Raw genomic sequence first — 15,812 nt, forward strand, 5'->3', positions numbered from 1 at the left:
ACCAATGACAAAACACATACATGGAGGAGACGTATATAAACATAAAGACTGCCTGGATTTTTCGGCAAATCTGAATCCTTTGGGAACACCGGAAAGTGTGAAGCAGGCCATTATCCACAGTCTGGATCATATTGCACAGTATCCCCAGGTGGGATGCGGCGTTCTCAGGGAAAGGATCGCAGAATCGGAAGGGGTAAAAGCGGAAGAGGTAATATGCGGTAACGGAGCAGCAGAAGTGATCTTTACGCTCTGTCACGCAGTAAAGCCAAAGCGGGCTCTGATCCCGGCGCCTACTTTTGCGGAATACGGACAGGCTCTGGCCAGCACTGGCTGTGAGCTGGAATATTACATGCTGACGGAAAATGACGGTTTTGTGCTCAGTGAAGCATATCTGGATATCCTCCATAAGGGACTGGATATGGCTTTCTTATGTAACCCCAACAATCCTACCGGCATGCTGATCCCCCACAGGCTTCTGAAAAGGATCCTGGAAAAATGCAGAAAGCTGGATATCCTGCTGGTGGTAGATGAATGTTTCCTTGATTTTGTAAAGGAACCGGAAGAGTATTCTCTGAAGCATTCTCTTTCCGGGTTCAATAATCTTTTTATCCTGAAAGCATTTACAAAAAGATATGCCATGGCCGGTGTGCGGCTGGGCTATGGCCTCTGTTCTGACAGAAAGCTGATGGAAAGGATGGAGCTCTGCGTTCAGCCATGGAATGTTTCCACCATGGCCCAGGCAGCCGGGCTCCAGGCACTTACAGAGACGGAATATGTAGAGGAGGGAAGACAGCTTGTTTTTCGGGAGGCACAGTGGCTGAAGGATGAGCTGGTCCGCATTGGGTATAAAGTATTTCCGTCGGAAGCAAATTATATTTTCTTTAAAGGACCGGAGGAGCTCTTTGACTTCTGTCTGCGCAAGCGGATCCTGATCCGTGACTGCAGCAATTATCCGGGTCTTACAAAGGGGTATTACCGGATCGCGGTAAAGCGCCATGAAGAAAATGTAAAACTGATCGAAGTACTTGAGGGAGGTATATTATGGCAAAAGCAATAATGGTACAGGGAACCATGTCCAATGCCGGAAAAAGCCTGCTGGCTGCGGGACTTTGCAGGATCTTTAAGCAGGATGGGTATCGTGTGGCTCCTTTTAAATCACAAAATATGGCACTGAATTCCTTTATCACAGAGGATGGTCTTGAGATGGGACGGGCCCAGGTCATGCAGGCAGAGGCAGCCGGGATCCGACCGTCTGTCCTGATGAATCCCATCCTTCTGAAGCCTACCAATGATGTAGGCTCCCAGGTGATCGTTAACGGAGAAGTTCTTGGAACCATGAGTGCCAGGGATTATTTCAAATATAAGAAGACCCTGGTTCCGGATGTGATGAAGGCATACAACGCTCTTGCAGCGGAAAACGATATCATTGTCATTGAAGGTGCGGGAAGTCCTGCCGAGATCAATCTCAAGGATGAGGATATTGTAAATATGGGTATGGCAAAGATGGCCAAGGCACCGGTCCTTCTTGTGGGAGATATTGACCGTGGAGGTGTTTTTGCCCAGCTGATCGGTACGGTGGAGCTTCTGGAGGACGATGAGAAGGCTATGGTAAAGGGGCTGATCATCAACAAATTCCGCGGAGATAAGACTATTCTGGACCCTGGTGTTGTCATGCTTGAGGAAAGAAGCGGGATCCCGGTGGTGGGTGTGGCGCCTTATCTGGATATCCAGGTGGAGGATGAGGACAGCCTGACGGAGCGTTTTGACCGGAAGCAGGAAGCCGGTGTCATTGATATCGCAGTGGTCCGTACACCAAGGATCTCCAACTTTACGGATTTTAATCCTTTTGAGAGCATTCCCGGAGTTTCTCTCCGCTATGTAAAACACCCGAGAGATCTTCACTCTCCGGACATGATCATCCTTCCTGGAACCAAGAACACTATGGGTGATCTGATCTGGATGCGGGAAAGCGGAATGGAGGCAGCAGTTCTCAAGGAAGCCTCCAGAGGCAAGCTGATCTTTGGTGTCTGCGGCGGCTATCAGATGCTGGGTGAAACCTTAAGCGACCCTCATGGAGTTGAAAATGGCGGTTCCATGAAAGGAATGGGACTTCTTCCTATGGAAACGGTATTTGCCGAAAAGAAAACCAGGACCAGGGTGCAGGGGCATTTCGGTCAGCTGTCCGGTGTGTTTGCTCCTCTTTCCGGTGCGGAGATCGAGGGCTATGAGATCCATATGGGCGAAAGTATCCTGAAGGAGAATGCAGGAACAGCCACGAAGATCACAGACAGCGTCAGCGGTAAGAAAAAAGAAGAGGGTGCTTTTGCGGGAAATGTGTGCGGAACCTATATCCACGGCGTTTTCGATAAGGAAGCATCTGCAGAGGCGATTATCCGCGTGATCGGCGAGAAAAAAGGGATTGATGTGGAAAATATGACAGGCGTGGATTTTGCGGCATTTAAGGAACAGCAGTATGATATCCTGGCTGCAGAGCTGCGGAAGCATCTGGATATGAAAAAAATCTATGAGATACTGGAAAACGGGATTACGGAGGAAGAATAGAAATGAAAGTTGAGCTTGAAAATGTAAAACCCATGGAGATCGAAAAAAGAAGCTTTGAGATCATCACAGAAGAGCTGGGGGATGCTCCCCTGATTCCGGGAACAGAGCTGATCGTAAAACGCTGCATCCACACAAGCGCAGATTTTGATTATGCAAAAAATCTCTGCTTCTCGGAGGGGGCAGTGGAGATGGCCATGGACGCCATCCGCGACGGCGCCTGCATCGTCACAGATACCCAGATGGCAAAGGCTGGGATCAACAAGCGTGCACTTGCACGCTACGGCGGTGAGGCTTACTGCTTCATGTCCGATGAGGATGTGGCTGCCCTTGCAAAAAAGAACGGGACTACCAGAGCCACAGCCAGCATGGACAAGGCAGCAGAGATGGATAAAAAGCTGATCTTTGCCATTGGAAACGCACCTACCGCACTGGTACGTCTTTATGAGCTTATTGAGAACGGAAAGCTTTCTCCTGAGCTGATCATCGGTGTGCCGGTAGGCTTTGTGAATGTTGTGCAGTCCAAGGAGCTGATCATGCACGCAGATGTGCCTTATATTGTGGCAAAAGGACGCAAGGGTGGAAGCAATATTGCTGCGTGCATTGTAAATGCCCTGCTCTACATGATCGATAACCGGAGAGATTAGGAGCCGGTAACCTCCTTCAGAAGCTGACAGGCAGGTAGAAAATCCTTGGATGGAATGGAGGAGCAGGAGAGGACCAGGGTGACCTCGGCTCCGTTTTCTCTGAGAACCTCCAGTCCCAGACCACGGTTCCGGGCTCTGTCTGTCAGTTCACTGCCTGTGAGAGAACAGGGAAGAGTAAGGGCAAGGCTGGTTCCTGCGGCTCCTGTTTGGATCTGGCAGTCCTGGCCGAAGGTTTCCCGGACAGCCTGGGAAAGAGCCTTCAGCTTCTGGGAATAAAGGCGGCGGAGCTTTCTTGTCTGAGAAGCCAGATGCCCGTCGCGGATAAACTGGCAGAGCGCAATCTGTTCTGCCTTGGAAGCAGTCTGATTATAAAAGGCTGCTTTTTTTGTATATTTTTCCCGGAGAGAGCGCGGCAGTACCATGAAGCTGACACGGATGGAGGGCAGCAGCAGCCTGGAAAAGGAACCGATATAGACAACGTTTTCACCACCTGCAAGACCGAAAAGTGAAGGCGTCGGCTTCTGGAAATAAACAAATTCGTTTTCGAAATCATCCTCAATGATCAGATGGTCATTGATCTCCGCATGACGGATCAGCTCCAGGCGTCGTTTTACCGGCATGATCTCGCCCCATTTCGTCATGTGAGCAGGAGAAACATAGATCACATCGCAGCTTTTGTCCCGGTAATGGACATCAAAGCCGTAATCCTGAAAGATGGTGCTGCATGTGGTGAAGGACGGTGTGGGGAACGAAACGGTTTTCCGTTCATGGATCAGAGGACAGAGGATCTGGAGAAGGGGCTGGAGACCGGCCCCTACTACAATGTCATCGGGGGAGCAGATCACATTTCTGCGTTCCCGGATATAGTCTGCGAGAACCTCCCGGAAATCGCTTTCGCCCTGGGGTTCGCCATAAGAAAGCATACGGTCGCCCTGGCGGAGGGCACTTTTGATGTAACGCTGCCACAGATCAAAACGGAAGCTTTCCCGGTCAACACCGGAAGAGGCAAAATCATAAAGGCAGGGCGTGATATCCTTATCCTGTTTTTCGGGGGTAAGCAGATGCTGCTTGGAAGCAATGCCGGTGACATAATAGCCGCTCTGTGCCCTGGCGATGATATAGCCGTCTGCTGCCAGCAGAAGATAGGCATTTTCGATGGTGGTACGGCTCAGCTTCAGCTCCTGGGCGCATTTGCGGAGGGAGGGCATTTTGCTTCCGGGAAGGAGACGGCCTTCCAGGATCAGCTTCCGGTAATAGTGATAAACCTCCAGATAAAGGTGTTCTTTTTTGTGTTCTGCAGATATATTTAACATAAGTATGATGATTTCCTTCCAAAAATGATTGCGTAAACCTGACAGTTCATTCTATAATATTACAGAAAAAAACTCAAGACTGGAGAATTACCATGAAAAAAATAGCAGTGATCAATGATCTTTCCGGGCTGGGGAAATGTTCACTGACAGCAGCGATCCCGGTGATCTCGGTGATGGGAGTCCAGGCGTGTCCACTTCCCACCGCTGTTTTAAGCAACCAGACCGGTTATGAAAGTTATTTCTGTGAGGATTTCACAGAGCATATGGAACCATATATGGAGCAGTGGAAAAAAAGAGGATTTTTCCCGGATGGGATCTATACAGGATTTCTTTCTGACGATAAGCAGGCAGACAGGATCCTGAAATTTATGGATGCGTTTGCAGGGAAGGATACTCTGATCCTTACAGATCCGGTGATGGGGGATGACGGCGTGGTTTATCCGATCTATACAGAAGAGCTCCGCAGCCGGTTCTGCGAACTGACACGTCGTTCCTATGTGATCACACCGAACCTTACGGAAGCCCTCCTTCTTCTCTACGGAAAAGAAAAAATGGAGGAGATCTGGAATAAACTGCAAAAGGCATCAGAGGCCCGGCGGATGGAAGAGATCCGGGAGATCGGGTGCGGACTTGCCCGGAAATTTTCACTTCCTGCCGTTGTGATCACCGGAGTGGATCACAGGGATGAGGGGCAGCCTCTGAAAATGGGGAATCTTGTCCTGGAAAACGGAAACAGCTCCTGGGTATTTGCAGAGAAATCCGGCGGAAGCTATTCCGGGACAGGAGATCTTTTTGCATCCGTGCTCAGTGCAGGGCTGGTAAAAAGATATTCCATGAAAACCTGTGCAGAGCTGGCCGTGGATTTTATCTCGGCATCGATCCGGGATGCGGTGGAGGAAGGAACAGACCGTAACGATGGTGTATGCTTTGAACAGCATCTCGGCATGCTGCTTCCGTAAAAAAATAAGGGGATAAAAAAGAGCTGACCGTCAGGCCAGCTCTTCCCATTTTTCATAAAGCTCTTCCAGTTCTTCAGCGATGGCTGCTTTTTCGCGGCTCAGCTTTGTACATTCCGCTACATTGGTGCAGACATCCGGAAGGACCATGGTTTCGTCGATCTCGCTGTCTCTTGTTTCCAGCTCTTCGATACGGGCTTCGACTTTTTTCAGCTCGGCTTCCCGTTTTCGTTTCTTTGCCTGTTCTTCCTTCATCTGCTGCCAGGAAAGCTTGTTCTCGGAAACCGATTTTTCTTCGGCAGGTGCCTCCGGAGAAGTGCTTCCCGGTGCATAGGTACTGGTCAGCTCTTCCTTCTTTTCCAGATAGTAATCATAATCACCGATGTAATTTACCACTGCCTGGTTTGTCAGCTCCATGATCCTGGTCGCAGTCTGATTGATAAAGTAACGGTCATGGGATACATAAAGGACTGTACCGGTGTAGCTGACCAGTGCTTCCTCCAGGATCTCCTTGGAGGCAATATCCAGATGGTTGGTAGGCTCGTCAAGGATCAGGAAGTTGGCTTCGGAAAGCATCAGCTTTGCAAGGGAAACACGGCCTCTTTCTCCACCGGAAAGTGCGGAGATCTCCTTGAAAACATCCTCTCCGGTAAAGAGAAATGCGGCAAGCATATTTCGGATCTCGGTCTCTGTGAGAGTCGGATAAGTATCGGAGATCTCCTGGAAAATTGTCTTGTCCATATGCAGAACATGATGTTCCTGATCGTAATAACCGATCTGCACCTTGGAACCAAGGGAAAATTTGCCGGCATCTGCCTCAATAAGACCGTTGATGATCTTCAGCATGGTGGTCTTTCCGGTTCCGTTGTTTCCGATCAGTGCCACACGCTCGCCGCGTTTGATATCAAAGGAGATATCGGAGAACAGGGTCTGTCCCGGAAAAGCCTTGGAAAGCGCTTCCACGTGGAGCACATCGTTTCCGCTTAACACCCGTGGTTCCAGCGAGATACGCATCCGGTCCTGGAGCTCAAGAGGCTTTTCGATCCTCTGTACACGGTCCAGCATTTTTTCACGGCTTTCCGCACGCTTGATGGATTTTTCACGGTTAAAGGATTTCAGCTTTGCGATAACGGCTTCCTGATGCTTGATATCCCGCTGCTGATTTAAGTATGCCTTGTACTGTGCGTCACGAAGCTGAGCCTTCTTGAGAGCATAGGCAGAGTAGTTGCCGCTGTATACGCGGGTCTGTCCGGCTTCGATCTCAATGACCTTGGTGACCACCTTATCCAGAAAATAACGGTCATGGGAGACGATAAAAACAGCTCCCGGATAATTCAGAAGATAAGTTTCCAGCCAGGAGATGCTTTCCATATCCAGGTGATTGGTTGGCTCATCCAGAAGCAGGATATCCGGCTTGGAAAGAAGCATCTTGCCCAGCGCCACGCGGGTTTTCTGACCGCCGGAAAGAGTTTCGATCTGCTTGTCATAATCTTCCTCCGTGAAGCCGAGACCCTTTAAGACACCGGTCAGCTCACTTTTGTAAGCGTATCCGTTCTCCAGCTCAAACTGATGGGTCAGGCGGGTATAGGTTTCCATCAGACAGTTCAGCTCATCACCGGTCACCGTGTTCATTTCCTGTTCCATATTGCGGATACGGCGTTCCATATCGATGATGTGCTGCTTGGTGGTAAGAAGCTCCTCGTAGATGGTATGATGTCCGTGGATATCCTGGTACTGGGCAAGATAGCCGATATTTTTATCCCGGGCAAGCACCACGGTACCGGAATCAGCAGAAAGCTCCTGCATGATGATCCGCAGCAGTGTGGTCTTTCCTGCACCGTTGCATCCGATCAGAGCAGCCTTTTCACGGTCTTCAATGTGAAAGGATGCATCATTTAAAATTACTTTTTCGCCAAAGGCCTTGCATATATTCTGACATGATAAAATCATAAAAACTGTCCTCCTGTATAAAGAATCACCCCTGTTTATGTCTGAACAGGGAAAAATCCTCCACCTATTATAACGGAAACTGCCGGGATTTCAAAGAAAAAATCAATTATTAGAAAAAATAAAAAGAAATTTGTACAGAATAGACAACTTTAATTGACAGGAAAATGTCAATTCGTTATAATTAACCTAGTGTAAGGTAAGGAGGAAAACTATCGTGGAGACAAAACAAATCTCGAAAGCGGTGATTAAGCGTCTGCCACGCTATTACCGCTACTTAGGAGAGCTGATGGAAGATAATGTAGAACGTATTTCTTCCAATGAATTAAGTAAGAAGATGCATACCACAGCTTCTCAGATCCGTCAGGATCTTAATAATTTTGGCGGTTTTGGGCAGCAGGGGTATGGCTATAATGTACACTATCTTTATACAGAGATCGGTAAGATCCTGGGACTGGATACCGTTCATCCTATGATCATCCTGGGTGCCGGTAATCTGGGACAGGCACTTGCCAATTATGTGGATTTTGAGAAGCGCGGGTTCAGGCTGGTTGGTATCTTTGACGTAAATCCTGTGCTTGAGGGCATCGCAGTCCGTGGACTTGAGATCCAGATGCTCAGTGAGCTTCCGTTTTTCCTGAGAGAGAATAACGTGGAGATCGCGATCCTGACACTTCCCAAGAATAAAGCCAAGGAAATGGCAGATATTCTGGTGGAGAACGGGATCAAGGCAATCTGGAATTTTGCACATCTTGATCTTGAGACACCGGATGATGTGATCGTAGAGAACGTTCATCTTTCCGAGAGTCTGATGACACTGTCTTATAATCTCAGCAAATACAGGCAGGAACATGTGGATAAGTAAGAATTGTTAAGCTGCCGGAAACGGCAGCTTTCTCTATGACAGAGGGGAGGCAGAAGACAGAATGAAGAAGCTTGTTACCTGCAAAGAAATGAAGGATCTGGACTCCACAACGATCCGCGAGATCGGAGTTCCCTCCGAGGTTCTGATGGAGCGGGCAGCACTGAAGGTGGTAGAGGAAATAGAAAAGTGTCTCCAGAAGGACGAAAGGATCCTGGTAGTCTGCGGAAGCGGAAATAATGGCGGTGACGGTATCGCTGTTGCCAGATTGTTCCATCTGAAGGGGATCCGGGTAGAGTTTTATATGGTCGGAAACAAAGAGAAAATGACCAGAGAGACCGCTCTTCAGTATAAGATCGCTTCCGGTTATCGTGTCCCGGAGGTGAATAACCCGCAGTGGAGTGAATATACTACTATAGTAGATGCCGTGTTTGGGGTAGGCCTGACGCGTCCGATCGAGGGGCATTATGCTGATATCATCCATGAGATGAACAGTGCGAGGGCCAAAAAGATCGCAGTTGACATCCCGTCAGGAGTGAACGGAGATACTGGCCTGGAAATGGGAATTGCCTTCAGCGCCGATCTGACTGTCACATTTGCCTACCGGAAAAGAGGTCTTTGCTTTTATCCGGGAAGACTGTATGCAGGAAGGATCGTTACCGCCGATATCGGGATCTATGAGCAGGAAGCTGTGACTGCATCTGCCGCCTGTCTGGAAAATAAAGATCTGAAGCTGTTTCCGGAACGTGATCCCGGCGGAAACAAGGGTACCTTCGGAAAAGTGCTCTTTGTGACCGGAAGTGAGGGAATGTGCGGAGCCGCTTATTTAAGCGCCAGTGCAGCACTTCGTGCCGGTGTGGGAATGGTAAAGATCCAGACTGTGGAAGCCAACAGGATCCCACTGCAGATACTCCTTCCGGAGGCTATGGTCTGCAGCCGCTTTGATCAGGAATCCAATGAACAGCTTCTATCCTGGTGTGATGTGATCGTGATCGGACCGGGACTTGGAACATCAGTGGCCAGCCGTGAGAGAGAACAGTGGTTTCTCACGGCGGCTGCCCGGGAGAAAAAGCCGCTGATCCTGGATGCGGACGGCCTGAACCTTCTGGCTGCACATCCACAGTGGTATCAGTATCTGGGAGAGCATGTAGTCCTGACACCGCATATCGGAGAAATGAGCCGGCTCAGTGGCAGAACGATCCAGGAGATCCAGCATAAGATCGCAGATACTGCACTGAAATGTGCTGCGGAAACAGGCTCTGTGTGCGTATTGAAGGATGCATGTACGGTGATCGCAGATGAGAAAGGCCAGATGTATCTGAATCTTTCCGGTAATTCCGGAATGGCAACTGCAGGAAGCGGAGATGTGCTTTCCGGTATCCTGGCAGCAGTGTTATGTATGTATCTGAAAACGGAGGAACAGCCTCCCATGGTTTTAAAGGCCGCGTTAGGTGTTTATCTTCACGGACTTTGCGGTGATCTTGCAGCCGCTGAAAAAGGAAAGCGCAGTATGCTGGCAGGAGATATTATAGAATATCTGCCCAAGGCATTAGCTATAGGTGAAGAGGAGTCGGAATTATGAAAAAATACGAGAGAGTAAAAGCACTGGTATCACTGGATGCCATTGCCCACAATTTTGAGGAAATGCATAAAAATGTCAAAGAAGGGACAAAGATCATCGCTGTGATCAAGGCGGACGGTTATGGTCATGGTGCCAGAGCTATTGCCCGTCTGATCCAGGACTATGACTATATCTGGGGATTTGCAACAGCTACTGCAGAGGAGGCACTGGAGCTTCGGCATGCAGGGATCACCAAGCCTGTCCTGATCCTTGGCCTTGTATTTGAGGAATATTATGAGGAGCTTGCAGCCAACGATGTCCGGATCACCATATCGGATCTAAATACAGCGGCAGAATATGCAAAAGCAGGTGCACGCATTGGAAAAAATGTACATATTCATCTGGCTCTGGATACGGGAATGACAAGGATCGGATATGCGGATATTCCGGAAAATGCGGTAAAGATCGAAAAAATCTCAAAAATCCCGAATCTGGTGATCGAGGGAATGTTTACTCATTTTGCCAGGGCGGATGAGACCGACCGTTCTCCTGCACTGGTGCAGCTGGACCGTTATCTCCGTTTTGCAGAACTTCTGGAAAAAAGAGGTGTTCATATTCCGGTACGTCACTGCTCCAACAGTGCAGGTATCATCCGTGTTCCGGAAGCAAATCTCAATGTCGTTCGTGCCGGCATCACCATTTACGGTATTTATCCGTCAGAGGAGGTAGAACGTGATATTGTGAAGCTGACACCTGCAATGGAGCTGAAAAGTCATGTATCCTATGTGAAAAATGTGGAACGTGGAACAGCGGTAAGCTATGGAGGAACGTTTGTTACAGAACGCTTTACCAGAATGGCAACGATCCCCGTAGGTTATGCAGATGGCTATCCGAGACAGCTTTCCAATAAGGGCTGGGTCCTGATCCGGGGCAAAAAAGCTCCGATCCTCGGACGGGTCTGCATGGATCAGTTTATGGTTGATGTCACAGGTATCCCGGAGGTGAAGGCCGGGGACGAGGTCACCCTGATGGGAAGAGATGGAGAGGAATTTATCAGTGTGGAGACACTGGGGGATCTTTCCGGAAGATTTTCCTATGAATTTGTCTGCGGGATCAGTAAACGTGTTCCGAGGGTTTATATCAAAGACGGTAAGGAATGCGGAGAAGAGGAGAGCTTTTTCCAGTAGATCCGTAAATACCCGGATCCGGAAAACGCCGGGTCAGACATAAGGCCGGTAAAAAAGTACCACGCATGGTATACACAAAGAAATTGTGGAAATACTTATCTGTAAAAAGGAATACGGCTTGCAAATAAGCCGGACCAGAATCGGAGTGTGAATTGTGTGGTTATAAAAAGAGGGGATATTTTTTACGCGGACTTAAGACCTGTAGTGGGCAGTGAACAGGGCGGCATCCGTCCGGTGCTGATCATCCAGAACGATGTGGGCAACCGTCACAGCCCTACAGTGATCTGTGCGGCAATTACATCAAAAATGAATAAGGCAAAGCTGCCGACACATATTGAGATCGATGCATCCGCCTACGGGATCGAAAAGGATTCCGTGATCCTTCTGGAACAGCTCCGCACCATCGACAAGCGGCGTCTGAAGGATAAGGTGTGTCATCTGGACAGTGCTATGCTTGATAAGGTGAATCGTGCGCTTGAGATCAGTCTGGAACTGACTTTTTAGGGGAACATGAGGAATTTTGACCGGTTTGTTTTCTGATTCTTGACGAAATCTTTCATAAGTGCTATATTAAACCGAGTTGCAATTATGTAAAACGGTACCCAAAATGAGCAGGGCACGAAAGAAAATATACGGTAACAAGGAGAGGAAGATACCATGTCAGGACATTCAAAATTTGCCAACATCAAACATAAGAAAGAGAAAAATGATGCCAAGAAGGGTAAGATCTTTACAGTCATCGGCCGTGAGATCGTTATGGCAGTAAAGGCCGGCGGCCCGGATCCTGCAAACAACAGCAAGCTTCGTGATGTCATCGCAAAAGCAAAAGCGAACAACATGCCGAACGATACGATCGATCGTGGAATCAAGAAGGCAGCCGGTGCGGATTCTGCAGACAGCTACGAGAAGGCTGTATATGAGGGATATGGTCCGAACGGTGTTGCTATTATCGTAGAGACTCTTACAGATAACAAGAACCGTACTGCAGGTAATGTACGTAACGCGTTTACCAAGGGTAACGGAAGCATCGGAACACAGGGATGCGTATCCTTTATGTTCGACCAGAAGGGCCAGATCATCATCGACAAGGAAGAGCTTGAGGATGAGTGCGGCGAGATGGATGCGGACGAGCTGATGATGACAGCTCTGGATGCAGGTGCTGAGGACTTCAGCGAGGAAGAGGACAGCTTTGAGATCATCACAGCACCGGACGATTTCAGTGCTGTACGTGAGGCTCTTGAGAAAGCCGGGATCCCGCTTGTAGAAGCACAGATCGCCATGATCCCGCAGACCTATGTGGAGCTGACGGATGATCAGGCTATCAAAGATCTTCACAGAACACTGGATCTTCTTGATGATGACGACGACGTTACTGACGTATGGACAAACTGGGACGAATGATCTCTGAATAGAAAGTAATATTTTGCATATAATACCTCCAGAATTTCAGATTCCGGAGGTATTTTTTTATGGAAAAACAGAGCGAAGAGGGAAAACAGAAGGAACTGGACCGGGAAGCGAGCCAGAACGAACAGATCCGGGAAACCGGGCAGGCAGTGCTCGATGGAAATTCCCGGAAGCATAAAGTGGAGCTTCTGACGGTGATCGGGGAAATCGAAGGTCATGAATCCGCGCCGTCTCACAGCAAAACAACCAAGTATGAGCATGTACTGCCAAAGCTTGCTCTCATTGAGGACGATGAGGAGATCGAGGGACTTCTGATCCTTTTAAATACGGTAGGAGGAGATGTGGAGGCAGGGCTTGCCATTGCGGAGATGATCGCGTCTCTGAGTATCCCTACGGTTTCCCTGGTGCTGGGCGGGGGACATTCCATAGGTGTACCCATGGCGGTATCAGCAGATTATTCCTTTATCGTGCCAAGTGCTACCATGGTGGTCCATCCGGTACGCCAGAACGGAATGTTCATCGGCGTAGCGCAGTCCTACCGCAATATGGAAAAGATCCAGGACCGGATCATTGCCTTTGTATCCGGACATTCACATATCACGGCAGAACGGATGGAGGAGCTGATGCTGGATACCTCCCAGCTTGTAAAAGATGTGGGGACTATGCTGGAGGGTGAGGAAGCGGTAAAGGAAGGACTCATCGATGAAGTAGGAGGGATCCGGGAGGCACTGGACCGATTGTATACCCTTATCGAAAGGAAAAAAACACAGAAATAACCAGTTTTGTATGTAGCTTTTGATGATATTAGTTGCATAAGGCTAACATGGTCGCGCTGTGCTGTAGTAAAGAATTTTGACAGAAATTATAAATCTACTCTTGTCATATGCTGATTTTTAGCGTATTATTAATAAAGGTTTATAATTTGCGCGAGGAGGAAGACCATGTATAAGGTTTTAAAAGCTGAAACGCTGGCAGCTAAGATCCATCTTATGGTTGTGCATGCACCACGTGTGGCAAGCCACTGTCTGCCAGGACAATTTATCATTGTGAAACTTGACGAAAAGGGAGAGAGGATCCCGCTTACCATCTGCGATTACGATCGCGAGGCCGGTACAGTTACCATCGTATTCCAGGAGATCGGAGTATCTACCATTAAGATGTCCGCACTGAAGGCGGGAGATTCATTCCGTGATTTTGTAGGACCTCTGGGATGTCCGTCTGAGTTCGTCCATGAGGATATCGAAGAACTTAAGAAGAAAAAAATGGTATTCGTAGCCGGTGGTGTCGGTACCGCACCTGTTTATCCGCAGGTTAAATGGCTCCATGAGCACGGCATCACAGCGGATGTTATCCTTGGTTCCAAGACTAAGGATATGGTTATCCTTGAGAAAGAGCTTGGCGCTGTTTCCAATCTTTATGTTACAACAGATGACGGTTCCTATGGCCGTTCCGGTATGGTAACAAAGACTCTTGAGGATCTTGTAACAAACGAAGGCAAGCATTATGACGTCTGTGTAGCGATCGGACCGATGATCATGATGAAATTTGTCTGTCTTCTTACCAAGAAGCTTGGTATCCACACAATTGTCAGCATGAACCCGATCATGGTTGACGGAACCGGTATGTGCGGCGCTTGTCGTCTCCAGGTCGGTGATGAGATCAAATTTGCCTGCGTAGACGGACCGGAGTTCAACGGACATCTCGTTGATTTCGATCAGGCTATGAAGAGAAGCCAGATGTATAAGACCCAGGAGGGCCGTGCATTACTGAAGCTTCAGGAAGGCGATACCCACCACGGTGGATGCGGACATTGCGGAGGTGACAACTAATGGCAGATGCAAAAATGTTAAAAAAAGTTCCTGTAAGAGAGCAGGATCCGAAGGTACGTGCGACAAACTTCGAGGAAGTATGTCTTGGATATAATCAGGAAGAAGCAATGGAAGAGGCACAGAGATGCCTTGGCTGTAAGAAACCGAAATGTGTAGAGGGATGTCCGGTATCCATCAATATTCCGGGATTTATCGAGCACATCAAAGAAGGCAACATGGAAGAGGCTTACAAGGTGATCGGTTTATCTTCCGCACTTCCGGCTATCTGTGGTCGTGTATGTCCGCAGGAATCCCAGTGTGAGGGACAGTGTATCCGCGGTAAGAAGGGCGAGGCTGTTTCTATCGGTAAGCTGGAGAGATTCGTTGCAGACTATGCTCTGGAGCATGATATCAAACCTGCAGGAGCAGAGGTTAAGAACGGACATAAGGTTGCAGTGATCGGTTCCGGTCCATCCGGACTTACCTGTGCAGGTGACCTTGCAAAGGCAGGATACGATGTAACTGTATTCGAGGCTCTTCATGAGCTTGGCGGTGTTCTTGTTTACGGTATTCCGGAGTTCCGTCTTCCGAAGCAGAAGGTTGTTAAGAAAGAGATCGAGAAGGTCAAAGAGCTTGGCGTTAAATTCGAGACAAACGTTGTCATCGGTAAATCCACTACCATCGATCAGCTGATCGAGGATGAGGGGTTTGAGGCTGTATTCATCGGCTCCGGTGCAGGACTTCCGATGTTCATGGGTATCCCGGGTGAGAATGCAAGCGGTGTATTCTCTGCAAACGAGTACCTGACAAGAAGCAACCTCATGAAAGCATTCGATGATTCCTATGATACACCGATCGCAGCAGGCAAAAAGGTTGCAGTTGTCGGCGGTGGTAACGTTGCCATGGATGCTGCAAGAACAGCGCTGAGACTTGGCGCTGAGGTACATATCGTATACAGAAGAAGTGATGCAGAGCTTCCTGCACGAGCAGAGGAAGTTCATCACGCTAAGGAAGAGGGCATCATCTTTGATCTTCTTACAAATCCGAAGGAGATCCTCGTTGATGAGAACGGCCACGTAAACGGTATGAAGGTTGTCAAGATGGAGCTTGGTGAGCCGGATGCATCCGGAAGAAGACGTCCGGTAGAGATTCCTGGTTCCGAGTATGATATGGATGTAGATACTGTCATCATGTCTCTTGGTACTTCACCGAACCCGCTGATCTCTTCCACAACCAAGGGCCTTGACATCAACAAGAGAAGATGTATCGTTGCCGAGGAAGAAACCGGTAAGACATCCAAGGACGGCGTATATGCCGGTGGTGATGCCGTTACAGGTGCAGCTACCGTAATCCTTGCCATGGGTGCAGGTAAAGCTGGTGCAAAAGGTATCGACGAATATCTGAAAAATAAATAAGCAGAAAGTCTGTTTATAAACAGATCCTCCGACTGTGTTTTCTGATGCAGCCGGAGGATTTTTTTCTTGCAGATCAAAAAAGAACATTTGTTTGAAACTTTTGCCAAGTGAAGATTGTAAGTTTTACTCAGTTATGCTATAATGTGTTGG

At 48.6% G+C, this 15,812-nt stretch carries 14 protein-coding genes; 12 read left to right on the forward strand and 2 right to left on the reverse strand.

The features are described 5' to 3' along the window. Nucleotides 1–4: 4 nt before the first annotated feature. From cobD to V9W66_RS18080, 3 genes are read left to right on the forward strand one after another with little or no spacing between them, the layout of a single operon-like run. Nucleotides 5–1,057: a threonine-phosphate decarboxylase CobD gene (cobD, locus tag V9W66_RS18070; RefSeq protein WP_015524815.1), complete on the forward strand. Its 1,053-nt coding sequence runs from the start codon at nucleotides 5–7 to the stop codon at nucleotides 1,055–1,057. After that, nucleotides 1,042–2,562, forward strand: coding sequence for a cobyric acid synthase (locus V9W66_RS18075; RefSeq protein ID WP_118623878.1), 1,521 nt, complete (start codon nucleotides 1,042–1,044; stop codon nucleotides 2,560–2,562). The genes cobD and V9W66_RS18075 overlap by 16 nt, the downstream gene beginning before the upstream one ends. A 2-nt stretch (nucleotides 2,563–2,564) precedes the next feature. Then, complete coding sequence (locus V9W66_RS18080) at nucleotides 2,565–3,206, forward strand: precorrin-8X methylmutase (RefSeq protein WP_144093240.1); 642 nt, start codon at nucleotides 2,565–2,567, stop codon at nucleotides 3,204–3,206. Here V9W66_RS18080 and V9W66_RS18085 read toward each other — a convergent pair. Further along, nucleotides 3,203–4,519 (reverse strand): PLP-dependent aminotransferase family protein, encoded by a 1,317-nt coding sequence (locus tag V9W66_RS18085; RefSeq protein WP_114002416.1) that lies wholly within the window; start codon nucleotides 4,517–4,519, stop codon nucleotides 3,203–3,205. The two genes, V9W66_RS18080 and V9W66_RS18085, sit on opposite strands and share 4 nt — an antisense overlap. 92 nt (nucleotides 4,520–4,611) lie before the next feature. Here V9W66_RS18085 and V9W66_RS18090 point away from each other — a divergent pair, with 92 nt between their 5' ends. Next, nucleotides 4,612–5,478: a pyridoxamine kinase gene (locus V9W66_RS18090; protein WP_144093239.1), complete on the forward strand. Its 867-nt coding sequence runs from the start codon at nucleotides 4,612–4,614 to the stop codon at nucleotides 5,476–5,478. A gap of 30 nt (nucleotides 5,479–5,508) precedes the next feature. On the opposite strand, the gene V9W66_RS18095 is transcribed toward V9W66_RS18090, so the two are convergent. Next, nucleotides 5,509–7,425: an ABC-F family ATP-binding cassette domain-containing protein gene (locus V9W66_RS18095; protein WP_144093237.1), complete on the reverse strand. Its 1,917-nt coding sequence runs from the start codon at nucleotides 7,423–7,425 to the stop codon at nucleotides 5,509–5,511. A gap of 214 nt (nucleotides 7,426–7,639) precedes the next feature. Between V9W66_RS18095 and V9W66_RS18100 the strand changes: the two genes are divergently transcribed. The 8 genes from V9W66_RS18100 (at nucleotide 7,640) to gltA (ending at nucleotide 15,662) form a co-directional block, all read left to right on the forward strand. Further along, a complete protein-coding gene (locus V9W66_RS18100; protein WP_021650558.1) occupies nucleotides 7,640–8,287 on the forward strand; it encodes a redox-sensing transcriptional repressor Rex in 648 nt (215 codons plus the stop codon). Nucleotides 8,288–8,348: 61 nt separating this feature from the next. Continuing rightward, nucleotides 8,349–9,866 (forward strand): NAD(P)H-hydrate dehydratase, encoded by a 1,518-nt coding sequence (locus tag V9W66_RS18105; protein ID WP_144093235.1) that lies wholly within the window; start codon nucleotides 8,349–8,351, stop codon nucleotides 9,864–9,866. Continuing rightward, nucleotides 9,863–11,032, forward strand: coding sequence for an alanine racemase (gene alr / locus V9W66_RS18110; protein ID WP_144093233.1), 1,170 nt, complete (start codon nucleotides 9,863–9,865; stop codon nucleotides 11,030–11,032). The genes V9W66_RS18105 and alr overlap by 4 nt, the downstream gene beginning before the upstream one ends. 156 nt (nucleotides 11,033–11,188) lie before the next feature. After that, nucleotides 11,189–11,536 carry a type II toxin-antitoxin system PemK/MazF family toxin gene (locus V9W66_RS18115; protein ID WP_144093231.1) on the forward strand — a complete coding sequence of 116 codons (348 nt, stop codon included), beginning with the start codon at nucleotides 11,189–11,191 and terminating at the stop codon, nucleotides 11,534–11,536. Between the two features lie 153 nt (nucleotides 11,537–11,689). Next, entirely contained in the window at nucleotides 11,690–12,433 is a 744-nt protein-coding gene (locus tag V9W66_RS18120; RefSeq protein WP_118368856.1) for a YebC/PmpR family DNA-binding transcriptional regulator, read from the forward strand. A gap of 68 nt (nucleotides 12,434–12,501) precedes the next feature. Beyond that, nucleotides 12,502–13,215: a ClpP family protease gene (locus V9W66_RS18125; RefSeq protein WP_022426789.1), complete on the forward strand. Its 714-nt coding sequence runs from the start codon at nucleotides 12,502–12,504 to the stop codon at nucleotides 13,213–13,215. Nucleotides 13,216–13,380: 165 nt separating this feature from the next. Beyond that, on the forward strand, nucleotides 13,381–14,268 hold the full coding sequence (locus V9W66_RS18130; RefSeq protein WP_144093229.1) for a sulfide/dihydroorotate dehydrogenase-like FAD/NAD-binding protein: 888 nt from the start codon (nucleotides 13,381–13,383) through the stop codon (nucleotides 14,266–14,268). After that, on the forward strand, nucleotides 14,268–15,662 hold the full coding sequence (gltA, locus tag V9W66_RS18135) for an NADPH-dependent glutamate synthase (protein ID WP_144093227.1): 1,395 nt from the start codon (nucleotides 14,268–14,270) through the stop codon (nucleotides 15,660–15,662). Before V9W66_RS18130 ends, gltA begins: the two co-directional genes overlap by 1 nt. Nucleotides 15,663–15,812: the final 150 nt, after the last annotated feature.

The organism is Blautia massiliensis (ex Durand et al. 2017), from assembly GCF_051861785.1.
GTDB classification, from domain to species: domain Bacteria; phylum Bacillota; class Clostridia; order Lachnospirales; family Lachnospiraceae; genus Blautia_A; species Blautia_A luti_A.